The following is a 15,208-nucleotide window of genomic DNA, read 5'->3' on the forward strand; positions in this document are numbered from 1 at the left end:
TTAAAAGGATGGTACCGTTTTTTTAATGTTTATTTGAACTGTCGAGCATATAGTAATGTTGTGCATAGGCAAAGTTATACAATTCACGTATTGAAGTAGTTTGTAGCGTACTACAGCTATAGCCATAAACAATTTGTGCTTCCTTGTCATGTAATTGTTGAAGGGATGTTAAAATTTGCGATAAAGCATTTATTTCGACAATATCATTAAAGGCAATCACAAGTTGATTATAGTAAAAACCACATGCATAGTTTTCATTTGTCAGGTGATGGATCATCGTCTTTTGTAAAACACTAAAAAGTATTTGTTGTTCTTCAGCAGAATGAGCATCATCTTTTGCAAATGTAATAACGAATAAATGCGTGCGGTTTTTTAATAATAATTGTTCATCACTAAAAAAGCTAGTTTCAAAATGTGCATGAATCGTATCGGTTGTTTGTTGTTCTATTGCATTAAATGAAGCGAGTGCTTTACGAAATGCTTGTTTATGATAGGTGTTTTTTATTTGTTGGACGATTGTGGCGTGTATATGCATAAAATTTGTCTGATGTGTGGAAGTTTTATAAAGAGCAGGACAATTTAATAAAAGTTCAACAGTATGTAATTGCTTCTGTAAATCACCAACTAATAAAAAATAATTATTAGCTAATTTTAAATGAGTATATTCGTCATTGTATAAAGAGTTCGCAGCCGCAATTTTTGCTTTTAATAAATGAATCATTGCTTTTTCTCGTTCAAAAAAATCATGTTCAATGAAAAAATCAAGAAATTTAGCGCTGGCATGAGCCTGATCAAAATTCTTTAATTGAAAATAAATTTCTACATATTGAACTGTAAAATACATTGTAACGACAGGATTTTCTATTTGTGCTCTGCTCGCAATATAGCGCGCAGTATGAGTGAATTGTAATGCTTTGGATACCTGATCTAATTTAATATAACATTTAGCAATATGACTATACTGGATGGAGGCTATTTCAAAATGCTTGTTTTGTAAAGCGATTTTAGCACTGCGTTTAAAATAAACAAGGGCAGTTTTATAGTTTAATAAATTAAAATAAACAGATGCTACTAAATGTAAAAGTTGCGTGTAGCTTTTACTATCGTCTAGTTGTTTACAGAGCTGCTGTGCTGTTTCAAAATAGTCAAAAATTAAATAATCTTGATAGTCCATTAATGATTTTTCTAAAATGATTAACAAAAATTTTAACTCTTGTGCAAGATCGCTATTGAGTTTGGCATCTTCATAGTATAAAAAACATTCCGCTAACGTCAATTCACGAAAATATTGTTGCTTTTTTGTCGTGCAATTCTGTGAAAGTGCGTCATGTATCATGTAATTCACCACCAATCATACTTACTGAAAAATCTTGTTGGATAGTTGTAAATATAAGCATATGATTATACGCCAATTGAATAGCATCTTCAAAAGCCAAGCGATTACTTTTCACGGCAAGCGAATAAATATTAGCTTGTTTTTGTTGCAAATCAACAATTTTTTTTGGGTAAGGCTCAATCATTGAAAAATCTTCAGAAAAAAGAGGACGCAAATCAAAATGATTATTGTACATAATAGTACTCATATCTTCTAGGAGTACTTTATCAAAATGCAATGTTTGATGCCACTGCGCCAGTGTAGATAGAAGGAAAATACTGAAAATAAAAGCTTGTTTTTCATCGAATTGAACTTTTTTCTGAAGCGCCTGAAAAGATGCGGATTTACAGATTAGTTTCATGAGCTGTGTACGTGTTATATAAATCATTTGAAGCATGGGAACTTCCATAAGATCATCGTCAGCAATTGTTAATTTGAAAAATAAATCACGACTGATTTCAGAAAAATAAGGTACCTCTGCTTGTTCGTAGGGCATAGTTAAAATAAGCGCTTCATATAAATCTAAAAAATGATCGAAACGAGCATATTGAATTTTATTGGCAGAATAGAGACTATTTTCATGTTGTAATTTATAAGCGGAAGTTACTCTAAAGGTATTGATCAGTTGTGTCATCAAAGCCCTCCTAGTAATATATTATGACCATATCATACCATTTATAAAATGGATTAATAGACATAAATTGAATTTTGTGGTAAAAAATAAATCCTAGGGTAAAAAACATTTACCAGCTAAATTATGAATAAATAACATAAATTTCTACATATAGGGAATAGAATAAAAAAATACTTGCCAATATAAGAATATGCGATAGAATGAAGTATTGAAATGTTCCAAAATAGTGGAAAATAATAATAATTTGCTCAAGCAATTATTTTGAAAGGAATTATTGTGCATGGGTACTGTAAAAGATATAAACAAAAGAGCGACACCTTTTCAAGCAATCGTGTCCTATTATTTCATCGCTATAGCGGTGTCCTTTTTGCTCTTAATTATTCCAGGCGTTCATCAAGAGGGTGTAAAAGTTTCATTATTGGATAGTTTATTTACTGCTGTTAGCGCCGTTAGTGTTACAGGATTAACTGTCATGGATATCAGTGAAACATACTCTACATTTGGCATCGTCATGTTGTTAATCGTTTTGCAGTTAGGCGCCATCGGTATTATGTCACTCGGTACTTTCATTTGGCTGATTGTCGGGAAGAAAATTGGCTTACGCGAACGTCAATTAATAATGGTCGATCATAACCAATATAATATTTCAGGTGTTGTCAATTTAATAAAAGAAATTATCAAAATTTTATTTTTAATCGAAGCAATTGGTGCAATGATTTTAACATTTTATTTTTTACAATATTATGCATCATTTAAGGAAGCTTTATTACACGGTGTTTTCGCTGCTGTCTCAGCTACAACAAATGGTGGTTTTGATATAACAGGTCTTTCTTTATCGGGTTATGCAGATGATTATTTTGTTCAAATTATAAATATGTTATTAATCACATTAGGTGCCATCGGTTTTCCTGTTTTGATTGAAGTAAAACATTTTCTATTAAATAAAGATGATAAGCGTTTCCGATTTTCATTGTTTACAAAAATTACAACAACGACATATGCCGCCTTATTTTTAGTCGGTACGGCCGTTATATTTATCGTAGAATCGTTTAATTCCTTCCAAGGTATGAGCTGGCATAAAATGCTTTTTGCCTCCATGTTCCAATCAGTGTCAACGCGTTCAGCAGGTTTAACGACGGTTGACGTATCACAATTTACCGATACAACAAATATTTTCATGAGTTTTATGATGTTTATTGGTGCATCTCCTAGTTCTGTTGGTGGTGGTATTCGAACGACTACTTTTGCGATTGCGGTATTATTCCTTATTAACTTCGCAAGAGGTAAAGAAGATATACAAGTATTTGGGCGTGAAATTTATCTGATTGATGTGTATCGTTCGTATGTAGTAATTATTTTAGCCTCAACGATGGTACTGCTATCAACGATGTTATTATTGTTAACTGAAAAAAGTGCTTCACTATTACAAATTATTTTTGAAATTACATCAGCATTTGGTACATGTGGGATGTCGCTTGGTATTACGACGGATTTGTCATCGCCAGGGAAGTGTATCATTATGGTACTGATGTTCGTTGGTCGGGTAGGGTTAATCTCTTTCCTTTACTCAATCGGAGGAAAAGGTGACAAACCAAAATATCATTATCCAAAAGAGCGCGTAATAATCGGGTAAGAATGTTGCTAGTTAGTTGTCTGTGAGGTTCGTGTAAACGAAATGCACAGGCAATTTTTTTCATGGGAAAACAAAGTGTTAGGAACGGCCCTTCAAATTTTAGGTCGTTAATGCTAAAATAGACATTTGATAGACAAAATGATTTAACTAATAAAGGATGACTGACTATGGCTTCTGAAGAAGTAAAACAATCACTCAAGCTATTTATCGTATTATCGCGTGCAACAAAAGCGATAAATGAAGTGACGTATCAATTTATTCAAGAAAATAATGTGAATCCCACTGAATTTGCTGTTTTGGAACTTCTCTATCATAAAGGGCGACAACCACTGCAGAAAATTGGGAATAAAATTTTACTTGCGAGTGGCTCTATAACATATGTAGTAGATAAATTAGAGAAGCGAGGTTATATTTCTCGCATATTAAGTCCTTCTGATCGTCGGATTACGTACGCTGAAATTTCACCAAAAGGTTCGGCATTTATGGATGAGTTATTTCCTAGGCATGAGCAACAACTTCATGAATTAACAAATGGTTTGAATGTAAAAGAAAAAGATCAAGCGATTGCATTATTAAAAAAACTTGGTCTATCTATTAAGGATTTATCTTATTAAGGAGCTGTCCCAATAAGCGATATAGCTACGGTACGCAAGGTATGATGCCGTAGTTGATATCCTTTGGAGGCAGTGCTTTTTTATTTTAGACATAAAAAGCCCCTCAACCTTCTGTAATCAATACGAGAAGGCGAGGGGCTAAAATAAAATAGGACTTAAATGTTTAAAAATCTTAAGTTAATGGTAATAATAGGAATAATAGTAAAACCATCACTAGATGTGCTACGATTAATAGGGGTAAACTTTTTAGCCATTCGTAGATTATCCCAAAGACAATACTTGAAATGAAAGCTGCAAGGGCACCAATATAAAAACCGCAAAGTAGTAAAGCAAATGCGAAATGACTGGCGCTTAAAAGAATAGCCCATTTAGTCGCTATAAAATTTTTCAAAGCTTGTTGTATGTAGGCTCGCCAAAGCATTTCTTCGCCTGCAACTATTATAACGATGAGCAGGGCGTACTGCCAAATCGTGGTGGGTGAATAAATTTCAAGCAGCTGTGTTACATTATTAAATGCTGGTTGTGAAATAAAAGGGAGTAGATTGTAAATAAATGTTGTAATGATGTAACCTATGATACCTAATGGTAGTCCTATTAAGAAATAACGCGTAGTAGATAAGCGATCCATTACCTCACCACATGCCAATGCTAATGCCATACCGAGCAAAAGCGTAAATGTATAAATATACCAAAAAACAGCGATGTTTTTAAAGCTAAAGACCATTAATAACACAATCACGGTTGATGCTAGTATGAGTAAAATAAGTTGCTGCTTTTTTGTCATTAAGTAGAACCTCCATAATAAAAACCGTCCAATTGTGAACGGTTCAACTATATAGCAATATTTTATTGATCGTTTTTTTCAATGATGCGATATCTTTTATGGTTTACAACTGTTTTTTCTTCCATACCTAAATCATCAAAATTTTCCATATACGTTAAATTCACAATAACTGAGTTTTCGTATACTTTTTCAACAATACCTTGTAAACCATCTTGGAATTCAATTAGATTTCCAACTTCTGCAATTTGCATAAATGACCATCTCCTTACGTACTAATTACTTACATTTTGCATGAAAACGCAACTAAAGTAAAATTATATACAAAATCAAATGAAATTTAAAAGGAAAAGGAAGTAATAAAATTGGAAAATTATAATATTTTGTTAGAAAAGTTAAAGACAGGCGAACTAAAAACGATAGAAGTTGATAAAACAAACTTTTATGAATTAAGGAAAATACTGGTTGAACGACAAGATTTTAAACATTTCAGAGGAATTGCGAAACAAGGTGGCATTGTTGTCTATGAATATTTAGAAAGTGAAAGAAGCTAGCTTGTCGTTTCGTGTCGAAAATTTCATTTCCGAAATGTTGGAAATACTAGTATAATAATTAGCGTGGTAAAGAGAGGGTAGGTGGCGTTTCATGTCAAAGGAAGTCTTAAAAAAACTAGAACAAACACGTGAAAAAATGATTCAATGTGGATTAGAAAAAGGCTTTTTAAATGATGAAACAATCCGCCTAAGTAGAAAACTCGATAGTTTACTTAATCTTTACCAATTAAAAGAAGGTAGCTCGCAATATAATCTACCTATTAAATCAGCAGATTATGACGTTAATTAAAATAAAAAAACAACTATTTATATAATAAGGTTTAAAAAAAATGAAATGGTGGAATTATAGTTAAGAACACAGCAACAATCTCATTTCCCCCTTTCTTTAGCAGATATTTTTATCTGCTATTTTTTTTTGTCTTAATTCGCTATACTAGAGAAATAAAAACCTGGGAGGGATTATAGTGGGGAAAAAAACAATTGCTTTTATTGGAACAGGTGTAATGGGTGCAAGTATCGTCAAACATCTACTACGAGCAGGACATAGCGTACATATCTTTACACGAACAGCTGAAAAAGCACAGCCACTAGTAGAACTTGGGGCGATTTGGCATGATTCGCCAAAATCTGCTGCTCAGCAAGGGGCTATTATATTTACAATGGTTGGTTATCCTAGCGATGTTGAAGAAGTATACTTCGGAAACGATGGCATATTCGAAGCAGCTCAAGCAGGTAAAATTGTCATAGATATGACGACATCTCAACCTGTTTTAGCGAAAAAAATTGCACAGTTTGCACAAACGAAAGAGATGGCTTCATTAGATGCACCTGTTTCTGGAGGCGATATTGGTGCACAGAATGGCAGTTTATCATTGATGGTTGGCGGGCGACGTGAAATCTTTGATCAAATGATCCCTATCTTCGAAGTATTTGGGAAGAATATTGTCTATCAAGGCAATGCCGGAGCAGGTCAACATACGAAGATGTGCAATCAAATTGCCATTGCAACAAATATGATTGGTGTTGCAGAAGCATTGGCTTATGGAAAAAAAGCTGGTTTGGATTTAGAACAAGTATTAAAGTCAATTGAAGCAGGTGCAGCAGGTTCATGGTCATTAAGTAATTTAGGGCCACGTATGATGAAAGAGGATGTAGCCCCGGGATTTTATATTAAGCATTTCTTAAAAGATATGAGGATCGCACTTGAAGAAGCGGCGATCATGAAATTACAATTGCCCGGATTAACATTAGCTAAAAAGATATATGATGAATTATCCGCTGAAGGCATGGATGACTTTGGTACGCAGGCGATTATGACTTATTATAAATAAGCGAAGAGCCTGGGACAGAACAAAAATAGTCTGTTTCCAATACGAATCATCAAATCAATTGAACGCGCAAAAAAAGACTCCTGCGGGAATAGCATGAGCTGAAAACCCCACAGGAACGCAGTGACCAGGCGTTTGAAGCCATATCCATATCCGCGAAAAGGTTTTTCGAAGCGGATATGGATTGAAATGAATAATCCCGTATGATTTCGAAAAATCATACGGGATTTTCTCTGTTGAAAATACGTTTGTTTCAGGCCCTTTTTTGTCTATTCATGAACGATTTGTAAAAATTATGTGAAGTTGTTGTGAATAAATTGTAAAAAATTTACACAATCGAACAATTCATCACAATAGTATGAAATACTATATTTACTAATTCAGATTCTAGAGTTAGGCTTTGTTGAACTAGTAAACTAGTACCGCCCAGCATCCATTTCCGGTTTTGCTGACATGACTATTTTGAAGGACAATGAGTCCTGACTACTTTTCTAAATTAATTGGTGAATGATCAGTTGTCATTAAGCATACATAGGAAACAGTAGTAGCTCTAAATGATTATCTTAGTTAGCGCTGGATTTCATGAAGTTATACACGAAGAAGTTTACAGAGCCTCATGACTAGGTAAAGAAGGGCTAGTCATCAAAAGTTTCTCGCATAATCATCTATTGTCAATCAAACAATCATTTATTCACTATTACAAGACTTTATGTTCATTTCAAAAAGTATAAATGGCATAGATAAAGATTATTTTATTTTTTTTTATGATACAATGGAATTATGAAGATAGCTATAGGAGGAATATATATTGGACTCTACTAAAGGGATTTTACTTGAGAGTGGAACAAATGAACTAGAAATTGTGGAATTTGAGGTTGGTACGAATAAATTCGGTATAAACGTAATTAAAGTAAAAGAGATTATTCAACCGATTCCTGTAACATTCATCCCACATGCACATCAATTCGTAGAAGGAATCATTCAATTGCGCGGCGAGGTTTTACCAGTAGTCGATATGAAAAAAGTACTCGGTTTACCAAATAATCAACCGAGTGAACAACATAAATATATCGTTGCAGAATTCAATAAACAACGCGTCGTATTTCATGTGGATAATGTTTCAATGATTCATCGTATTTCATGGGAGCAAATTGAAAAACCTTCTGAAATGTATCAAAGTGGTACATCACAAGTAATCGGTGTCATCAAACGTGAAGATATGATGTTGTTACTACTCGATTTCGAACGAATTATGGTAGAAATTAATCCGGAATCAGGTATTAATGTGGCAGCAGTGAAAAAATTAGGTAAACGTAATCGTTCAGAAAAACGAATATTAATTGCTGAAGATTCACCGTTATTACGCAAATTATTAAATGATACGATGAATGAAGCTGGCTATGTAAACCTTGAATTTTTTGAAAATGGTAAAGATGCCTATGAATTTTTAGAAGCGACTGCTCGAACAACTGATATTGAAAATATTATACAATTAGTTGTAACAGATATTGAAATGCCTCAGATGGATGGTCATCATTTAACGAAAAAAATTAAAGAAAATAATAAGTTAGCGAAGCTTCCAGTTATTATATTCTCAAGTTTGATTACAGATGATCTAAGACATAAAGGAGATCGAGTTGGTGCAGAAGATCAAATTAGTAAGCCTGAAATTGCTGAATTGATCCAAAGAGTTGACCAATTCGTATTATAAAAAAACCGGAAACACTTCTTTGTGTTTTCGGTTTTTTTCTTAATGACCGTAAAAATAACTTGTATCTTTTAAGTACGGTTTGCGTTTTTTAGGCTTAGGAGGCAGGATTTTGTCTGATACTACCGGAGATGAGCGGTCAATAGATGACTCGGCTAAAAATTCATTGAGAATGGTCTTAGCACGGCTTAAAGCCATACGCTCTATAGGGTTGCGGTAGTTCTTATCCAAATGTCCTAAATGTTTTAATAATTTAAAGTCTTCTTTTTTGGGTAAAGTATGAAAATAGTAATTTGCACAGGAGATGAGTACTGACGATTGCTGTTGACTAAAACGAGGATGATCAACAAAATGTAAGCCAACTCTTTTTGCGAGTTTTAGATGTAATAATTTATTGATTGCTTCTTTTTTCAGTGTATATAAACCTTTATTGTCTGGTGCAGTTTTTGCATGTTTATTCACTGAACAGATGGCTTGTGCTAATAATTCAACATTATATTTTTCCGCCATGGGTACCCACCTTTCATAAGGGCTGATTCAATACTATATATATTCCTTGAAAATTCAGACCATTCAATTTTATAAATATTAATTATCATACCAAGATATTATTATGTTGTATATAGAGTTAATGAAAAAATAAAGGATGTGCTGTGAATGACAAATAATAAACTAGCAATCATAGATATCGGATCAAATACTATTCGTTTAGTGATTTATCAATATTCAACAATAAGCGGTTTAAAAGAAGTAGGAAATATTAAAGCAGTTGCACGATTACGTAATTATATAAATGATGATGGCATCATGGATATAAAAGGTATTGAAATACTTGAGAATTTGCTTATTTCCTTTAAAGAAATGATAGAAGATTATCATGTAGATTCATTACGGGCAGTGGCAACAGCTTCAATTCGACAATCAAAAAATGGTCACGAAATTATTGATAGAATGTTGGAAACTACCGGTATTCGTATCGAGTTATTATCTGAAGAAGAAGAGGCTTATTTCGGGTATTTTGCAGTTGTTCATACAACTTCTACTCAATCGGCAGTAACGATTGATATGGGGGGCGGGAGTACAGAAATTACTTATTTTAAAAATAAGGAATTACAACAATCAATTAGCTTGCCTTTTGGCTCTGTCTCTTTAAAACATCAGTTTATGAAAGATAATACGATGACACATAAAGAACGAAATCACATATACACGTTTGCTATCGAACAGTTTGCAGCCATTCCTTGGTTAGAGAATTTGGATATACCGGTTGTCGGCATTGGTGGTAGTGCACGAAATATGGCGAAAATGGATCAGAGCCGCAAAAAATATCCACTAACAGGTGTCCACCAGTACCGTATGTCCAAGCAGGACTTTATCGAAATTAACAGTGAACTAACGTCATTAAGTTATTCCGAATTGAAAAAATTGGATGGTTTATCTAGCGATCGTGCGGATATTATTGGACCCGTTGCAGAGGTATTTCGTGCATTGATGAATCGTGTTGGCAGCCCCAAATTCCAATTTAGTCGTAAGGGGTTACGTGAAGGTCTAGTAATGTCCAGTATATTATTAGATTACCCGGATGCTTTTAATAAGTATGATGTATTCCTTACGGGTGCAAAATATTTAGCTTCTGAGTTTGGTAAATCGGAACAACAAATTGTTCATCATGCAAAATTGGCAGAATTATTGTATGAAAAACTTTGTTCAAATGGATTATGGACCTTCTCAGAAGAAGAAATGTCTATTTTAAAACAAGGGGCAAAAGTATTTTCAATTGGTGAATATTTGGAACAAGATGCTGCAAGTCAACATACCTTTTATTTGCTATCGAACCGTTCAATTAATGGTTTGAATCATAAAGAGCGTGTTCGTTTAGCCCTGCTGGCATCTTATAAAAATAAAGAAGAATTTTTATCATTTTTACAGCCATTTGAAAGTTGGTTCTCCAAAGATGAAGTGCAGCAATTATTAAAATTAGGTGCTTTATTAAAAATTGTCTATGCCCTAGATGCTTCGAAGCGAGGAATTGTTACAAACATAGAGGTAGACATTGATGAAGAAGCAGAAGTTCTGCATATGAACGTTAATTGCAAAGGGAATCCATTAGCGGAAGAATATCAAGTAAACAGACAAAAAAAACATTTTGAACGGGTACTGAAATTAGATATATCCGTCCATTTCGTGTAGAGGAGGATAAAAATGAGTGAAGATCAATACAAGGAAATCACCTTGCCAGCTTATTATAATAACCGGGAGCTCAGTTGGTTAGCATTTAATGAGCGAGTATTACAAGAGGCCGAAGATGCCAACAATCCATTATTAGAAAGGCTGCGTTTCATCGCTATTTTTAGTTCGAATTTAGACGAATTTTTTATGGTTCGCGTTGCCGGATTACAAGATTTAGTACGTGCTGGATTCAGCAAACCGGAAAATAAATCAGGCTATACACCAAAAGAGCAGCTACTTTATATTGAAGAAAAAGCAACAGCTTTAGTGAAGCGTCAAATGGAGGTTTACCACCAGCTTACTACGAAATTATTGCCAAAAGAAAATGTTCATATTCTTAAAGTGTCGGAATTAACGAAGGAGCAGCTGACCTATGTGAAGGAGTATTTTGATGAAATTATCTTCCCGGTGTTAACACCGATTGCTGTCGATGCGTACCGTCCATTCCCAACACTCTTGAGTAAAACACATAATTTACTCGTCATGCTTGAAGATAAGACAAAAAATAAAAAAGACCGCCAAAAAGTAGCAATTGTACAAGTGCCAGCAGTGTTAGAACGCTTCATTAAGATTCCCTCTGATGAAGGGATCGTTGTTGGTGTTTTAATAGAGGATATTATTACGAGTTATATTGATGAATTATTTAAAGGTTTTAAAGTTGAATCGGTGCAATCTTTTAGAATGACAAGAAATGCTGATTTAACAATACATGAAGAAGGTGCTCGAGATTTACTTTCAGAAATTGAAAAAGAATTAAAAAAACGTAAATGGGGCGCAGCATCACGCGTAGAAGTACGTAAAGGTGAAATGGATGAGCATGTTCTAAATTTCTTAATGCAGGAAATAGACGACTGGGATGCACAGTTATTCAATATTGCAGGACCACTCGATTTAACATTTCTTTTTAGTTTTTGTAAGATAGTTGGGGAGTTGAGAGAAGATCTCCAGTATGAGAGTTTTATACCACAACCGCCAAGAGATTTACGTTCTGACGAAAAGATCTTTGAAAAAGCGTTGAAACAAGATATTTTTTTCCATCATCCCTATGAATCTTTTGCGCCAATTGTTGAGTTTGTAACAGAGGCAGCCAAAGATCCGTCAGTTTTAGCTATTAAACAAACACTCTATCGTGTTAGCGGTAATTCGCCAGTTATTAAAGCATTAAAATATGCTGCTGAAAATGGCAAACAAGTAACGGTGTTAGTCGAGTTAAAAGCTCGTTTTGATGAAGAAAATAATGTGATTTGGGCAAAGGAACTTGAACAAGCAGGCTGTCTTGTTATTTATGGGATGCATAATTTAAAAACGCATTCAAAGATTACGCTAGTTGTGCGCAAGCGCAATGGTCGCATTGAGCGATTCGTTCATTTAGGGACAGGTAACTACAATGATGCTACTGCAAAAATTTATACTGATATGGGCATTATTACAACTAAAAAGAAAATTGGTATTGATGCAACAAACTTCTTTAATTATTTAAGTGGTTATACACAAAAGCCAAATTATCATCATTTAGTTGTATCGCCATTTGATATTCGAGAAGAATTTATTATGCTCATTGATGCAGAAATTGAACATCATAAACGGAATGGGAATGGTGCAATTTATGCCAAAATGAATTCATTAACAGATAAAGATCTTATAATGAAATTATTTGAAGCATCTATTGCCGGCGTTAAAATCAAGTTAATCATCCGTGGTATATGCTGTTTAAGACCGGGTGTAGAGGGTATAAGTGATAATATCGAAGTAATTAGTATCGTCGGACGATTTTTAGAGCATTCGAGAATATATTGCTTCCACCATAATGGTGAAAATAAGATATTCCTGTCTTCAGCTGATATGATGACGCGTAATATGATTAAACGAGTGGAAATATTATTTCCAATATTGGATACGACAATTAAAAAAAGAATTATGTCTATAATCAAACTTGAGTTAGCTGATAATGTGAAAGCACGTGTCAGCGATGCTGAGGGTTCTTATCATTATAAAGAAGTTGCTGAAGGCGAAAAACGTATCAGTAGTCAAGATATACTTGCGAAAGAGGCAAATCGTGTATTGCATGATGAAGAATGAAAACTGTAGGGTTAAAAGGCATTACCTCACTAGTGAGGTAATGTTTTTTTATCAAATTTTCTCGTTTCTAAAGGTGACAAACCAGCAAAAGGAGGCCAACTATGTATAGTTCACCGCTAGATACCCAACAATGGAAAAATGTATTGCAAAAAATAAATTTAGTGAGTGATGGCTTTCTCTTTTTTCTGATGGAGAAAGTGGAAGATGATTTTATCATTCATTCTGCCAGTAAAGCAGCATATGAACAATTTGGTTGCATGACCTCATCAACAGAGTATGCTAAAGACTACTTTGATGATTCGGTATGGCATATTATTATGCGAGCCTACGAAGAGCAAAAACATATGGGCATCCATTATCAAGAGAAGCTTTTGGATACGACAATTCACGGTAAAGTCACGATGACCTTACTAGAGAAAATTGGAAACTTATATATGACGATTATTTATACGACTGAGAACGCAGGTATGAGCCCATTATCAAAACATAATCTTGATCCGATTATTGGTATTTCACAATACGGTGACATCTTATATAGCAATAAGGCGACAACTGGCACACTCGGTTACAGACAGCAAAGTATAGAGGGCCAGAATGTAAAAAAAATCATACACTTTACAGATGAACAAACGATTGAAGGGGTTTTGGAGGACATACAATTAAAAAAAGAAGCCCTGCAATTTTTCAACTGCCAAATAATAGATGTCCATGGTAAAAAAATTGATATTATTATGAAGATGATTCCAGTAATTGTGGAAGCAGAAATCGTTGAAATTCAATGTATTTGGCGTAATATTAAAGAAGATCATGAAGAAGATTTGAATTTGCATTATCTAAGTTATCATGATCAACTTACAGGTGTATGGAATAAATTAGCATTACAAGAGCATTATCTAGAAGAAAGTTTGATCTCTCAAGAACAAGAGCATTCTATCGCTTTAATGCTCGTCGATATTAATCGTTTCAAGCGCATCAATGAAAGCTATGGTACTGTTGCAGGCGATGAAATTTTGATGGCATTAGCAAATCGTTTAAAAAAAATTGAAACAGATACACGTTTTTTATATCGCTTAAACGGTGATGAATTTATTTTCTTGCTGTCAAATACGACTAAAGGTGAAATTGAAATGGTTGTGAATTTAGTAGCTGAAATTTTTTCTAAACCGTTTTTGACTTCTTCGGTTGATATAGATTGTGATTATTCTATTGGTATAGCTATACAAGCTAATCATCCTATTTCGTTAGAAACAATGATTCATCAGACTGTTCAAGCTATTTACTTTGTGCGATTGTCTGGAGAAAAAAATCATATTTATTATGAAGAAAAGATGGCCAATAAATATCGTAATAACGCCTTAATGGAAGGTCATTTGAGGCGTGCAATCGAAAAAGATGAGTTAACGTTACAGTTCCAACCACAAATTGATTTGAAAACTGGGAAAGTAGAGTCTTTTGAGGCGCTTTTAAGATGGAATAATCCTCATTTTGGAGCAGTATCTCCTGGTCAATTTATTCCAATAGCAGAAGAATCAGGTCTAATAGTTGGAATTGGAGATTGGGTGCTTGAAGAAGTAGCTAAAAAGCTGGAAGTATGGAGTGAAAAAGAGTGGAATCATTTACGTATTGCTGTAAATATTTCTCCGCGTCAGTTTAAAGAGTTACACTTTGTTCAAAAAATGGAGCAAATTTTACAAAAATATCCATTTAATCCATCGATGCTAGAGTTGGAAATAACAGAAAGTTCGATGACAGATGTAGAACAAACGCTCAAAATACTGACAGACTTGAAGCGAATGAAAATTATCATTTCCATCGATGATTTTGGGACAGGTTATTCCTCTCTTAGCTATATTAAAAGCTATCCAATCGATATTATTAAAATTGATCAATCATTTATAACCGAAATGGATCGAGATTTACGCAATCAAGCTATTGCAAAAACAATTATTCATCTCGCACATAGCCTAGGGATGACTGTTATTGCTGAAGGTGTGGAGCGTGTAGAGCATGTAATGATACTCCAAGCCGAAAAATGTGAAAAAGCACAGGGGTTTCTTTTTAGTAGGCCTATAGCGATGGATGAAATTGAGAAAAAATATATAAATTAAAAAGCAGTAACCAGTGGTATCTCGTTGGTTACTGTTTTTTGTTCTTTCTTATTTGTTGAGGGTTCAAACAACACGACTCTTACTCGAGGTAAGCGATTTATACACGGAGAAATGGTGGCCAGGTGAAAATGTTGATTCGCCTCCCTTTTAGCTATTAAATCACTT

14 protein-coding genes are annotated in these 15,208 nt (G+C 34.0%); 9 read left to right on the top strand and 5 right to left on the bottom strand.

Annotation, left to right across the window (positions count from 1 at the left end):
• Window positions 1–22 precede the first annotated feature (22 nt).
• Window positions 23–1,336, bottom strand: a complete 1,314-nt coding sequence (locus DEX24_RS00075; RefSeq protein ID WP_109304357.1) for a hypothetical protein — start codon at window positions 1,334–1,336, stop codon at window positions 23–25.
• On the bottom strand, window positions 1,326–2,009 hold the full coding sequence (locus tag DEX24_RS00080) for a hypothetical protein (RefSeq protein ID WP_109304358.1): 684 nt from the start codon (window positions 2,007–2,009) through the stop codon (window positions 1,326–1,328). Before DEX24_RS00080 ends, DEX24_RS00075 begins: the two co-directional genes overlap by 11 nt.
• Before the next feature lie 280 nt (window positions 2,010–2,289).
• Here DEX24_RS00080 and DEX24_RS00085 point away from each other — a divergent pair, with 280 nt between their 5' ends.
• Window positions 2,290–3,642: a TrkH family potassium uptake protein gene (locus tag DEX24_RS00085; RefSeq protein WP_109304359.1), complete on the top strand. Its 1,353-nt coding sequence runs from the start codon at window positions 2,290–2,292 to the stop codon at window positions 3,640–3,642.
• A gap of 167 nt (window positions 3,643–3,809) precedes the next feature.
• Window positions 3,810–4,256 carry a MarR family winged helix-turn-helix transcriptional regulator gene (locus DEX24_RS00090; RefSeq protein ID WP_109304360.1) on the top strand — a complete coding sequence of 149 codons (447 nt, stop codon included), beginning with the start codon at window positions 3,810–3,812 and terminating at the stop codon, window positions 4,254–4,256.
• A 172-nt stretch (window positions 4,257–4,428) separates the two neighbouring features.
• On the opposite strand, the gene DEX24_RS00095 is transcribed toward DEX24_RS00090, so the two are convergent.
• Entirely contained in the window at window positions 4,429–5,040 is a 612-nt protein-coding gene (locus DEX24_RS00095; protein ID WP_109304361.1) for a CPBP family intramembrane glutamic endopeptidase, read from the bottom strand.
• A gap of 62 nt (window positions 5,041–5,102) precedes the next feature.
• Window positions 5,103–5,291, bottom strand: coding sequence for a YkvS family protein (locus DEX24_RS00100; RefSeq protein ID WP_109304362.1), 189 nt, complete (start codon window positions 5,289–5,291; stop codon window positions 5,103–5,105).
• A gap of 111 nt (window positions 5,292–5,402) precedes the next feature.
• On the opposite strand from DEX24_RS00100, the gene DEX24_RS00105 reads away from it, so the two are divergent.
• The 4 genes from DEX24_RS00105 to DEX24_RS00120 all read left to right on the top strand — a co-directional run bounded on the left by DEX24_RS00105 (window position 5,403) and on the right by DEX24_RS00120 (window position 8,630).
• Window positions 5,403–5,591: a hypothetical protein gene (locus tag DEX24_RS00105; RefSeq protein ID WP_109304363.1), complete on the top strand. Its 189-nt coding sequence runs from the start codon at window positions 5,403–5,405 to the stop codon at window positions 5,589–5,591.
• A gap of 91 nt (window positions 5,592–5,682) precedes the next feature.
• Window positions 5,683–5,880 carry an aspartyl-phosphate phosphatase Spo0E family protein gene (locus DEX24_RS00110; protein WP_109304364.1) on the top strand — a complete coding sequence of 66 codons (198 nt, stop codon included), beginning with the start codon at window positions 5,683–5,685 and terminating at the stop codon, window positions 5,878–5,880.
• Window positions 5,881–6,055: 175 nt separating this feature from the next.
• A complete protein-coding gene (locus tag DEX24_RS00115; protein ID WP_109304365.1) occupies window positions 6,056–6,922 on the top strand; it encodes an NAD(P)-dependent oxidoreductase in 867 nt (288 codons plus the stop codon).
• Between the two features lie 805 nt (window positions 6,923–7,727).
• A complete protein-coding gene (locus tag DEX24_RS00120; protein WP_109304366.1) occupies window positions 7,728–8,630 on the top strand; it encodes a chemotaxis protein in 903 nt (300 codons plus the stop codon).
• A gap of 39 nt (window positions 8,631–8,669) precedes the next feature.
• Here the strand turns inward: DEX24_RS00120 and DEX24_RS00125 are convergent, their stop codons facing one another.
• Window positions 8,670–9,137, bottom strand: a complete 468-nt coding sequence (locus tag DEX24_RS00125) for a YkyB family protein (RefSeq protein ID WP_109304367.1) — start codon at window positions 9,135–9,137, stop codon at window positions 8,670–8,672.
• A gap of 147 nt (window positions 9,138–9,284) precedes the next feature.
• Here DEX24_RS00125 and DEX24_RS00130 point away from each other — a divergent pair, with 147 nt between their 5' ends.
• From DEX24_RS00130 to DEX24_RS00140, 3 genes are all read left to right on the top strand, one after another.
• The gene (locus DEX24_RS00130) at window positions 9,285–10,817 is read left to right on the top strand and encodes a Ppx/GppA family phosphatase (RefSeq protein ID WP_109304368.1); all 1,533 of its coding nucleotides are present in this window, start codon (window positions 9,285–9,287) and stop codon (window positions 10,815–10,817) included.
• 12 nt (window positions 10,818–10,829) lie between these two features.
• Entirely contained in the window at window positions 10,830–12,935 is a 2,106-nt protein-coding gene (locus DEX24_RS00135) for an RNA degradosome polyphosphate kinase (protein WP_109304369.1), read from the top strand.
• Between the two features lie 101 nt (window positions 12,936–13,036).
• Window positions 13,037–15,043 (top strand): GGDEF domain-containing phosphodiesterase, encoded by a 2,007-nt coding sequence (locus tag DEX24_RS00140; protein WP_109304370.1) that lies wholly within the window; start codon window positions 13,037–13,039, stop codon window positions 15,041–15,043.
• Window positions 15,044–15,208 lie beyond the last annotated feature (165 nt).

Origin of the sequence: Kurthia sibirica, from assembly GCF_003143975.1 — a bacterium.
GTDB classification, from domain to species: Bacteria; Bacillota; Bacilli; order Bacillales_A; family Planococcaceae; genus Kurthia; species Kurthia sibirica.

Coding starts and splice junctions, on each gene's coding strand:
- DEX24_RS00085 (WP_109304359.1), top strand. CDS start 2,290: ATGGGTACTGTAAAAGATATAAACAAAAGAGCGACACCTTTTCAAGCA.
- DEX24_RS00090 (WP_109304360.1), top strand. CDS start 3,810: ATGGCTTCTGAAGAAGTAAAACAATCACTCAAGCTATTTATCGTATTA.
- DEX24_RS00130 (WP_109304368.1), top strand. CDS start 9,285: ATGACAAATAATAAACTAGCAATCATAGATATCGGATCAAATACTATT.
- DEX24_RS00135 (WP_109304369.1), top strand. CDS start 10,830: ATGAGTGAAGATCAATACAAGGAAATCACCTTGCCAGCTTATTATAAT.
- DEX24_RS00125 (WP_109304367.1), bottom strand. CDS start 9,137: ATGGCGGAAAAATATAATGTTGAATTATTAGCACAAGCCATCTGTTCA.
- DEX24_RS00140 (WP_109304370.1), top strand. CDS start 13,037: ATGTATAGTTCACCGCTAGATACCCAACAATGGAAAAATGTATTGCAA.
- DEX24_RS00100 (WP_109304362.1), bottom strand. CDS start 5,291: ATGCAAATTGCAGAAGTTGGAAATCTAATTGAATTCCAAGATGGTTTA.
- DEX24_RS00080 (WP_109304358.1), bottom strand. CDS start 2,009: ATGACACAACTGATCAATACCTTTAGAGTAACTTCCGCTTATAAATTA.
- DEX24_RS00110 (WP_109304364.1), top strand. CDS start 5,683: ATGTCAAAGGAAGTCTTAAAAAAACTAGAACAAACACGTGAAAAAATG.
- DEX24_RS00095 (WP_109304361.1), bottom strand. CDS start 5,040: ATGACAAAAAAGCAGCAACTTATTTTACTCATACTAGCATCAACCGTG.
- DEX24_RS00075 (WP_109304357.1), bottom strand. CDS start 1,336: ATGATACATGACGCACTTTCACAGAATTGCACGACAAAAAAGCAACAA.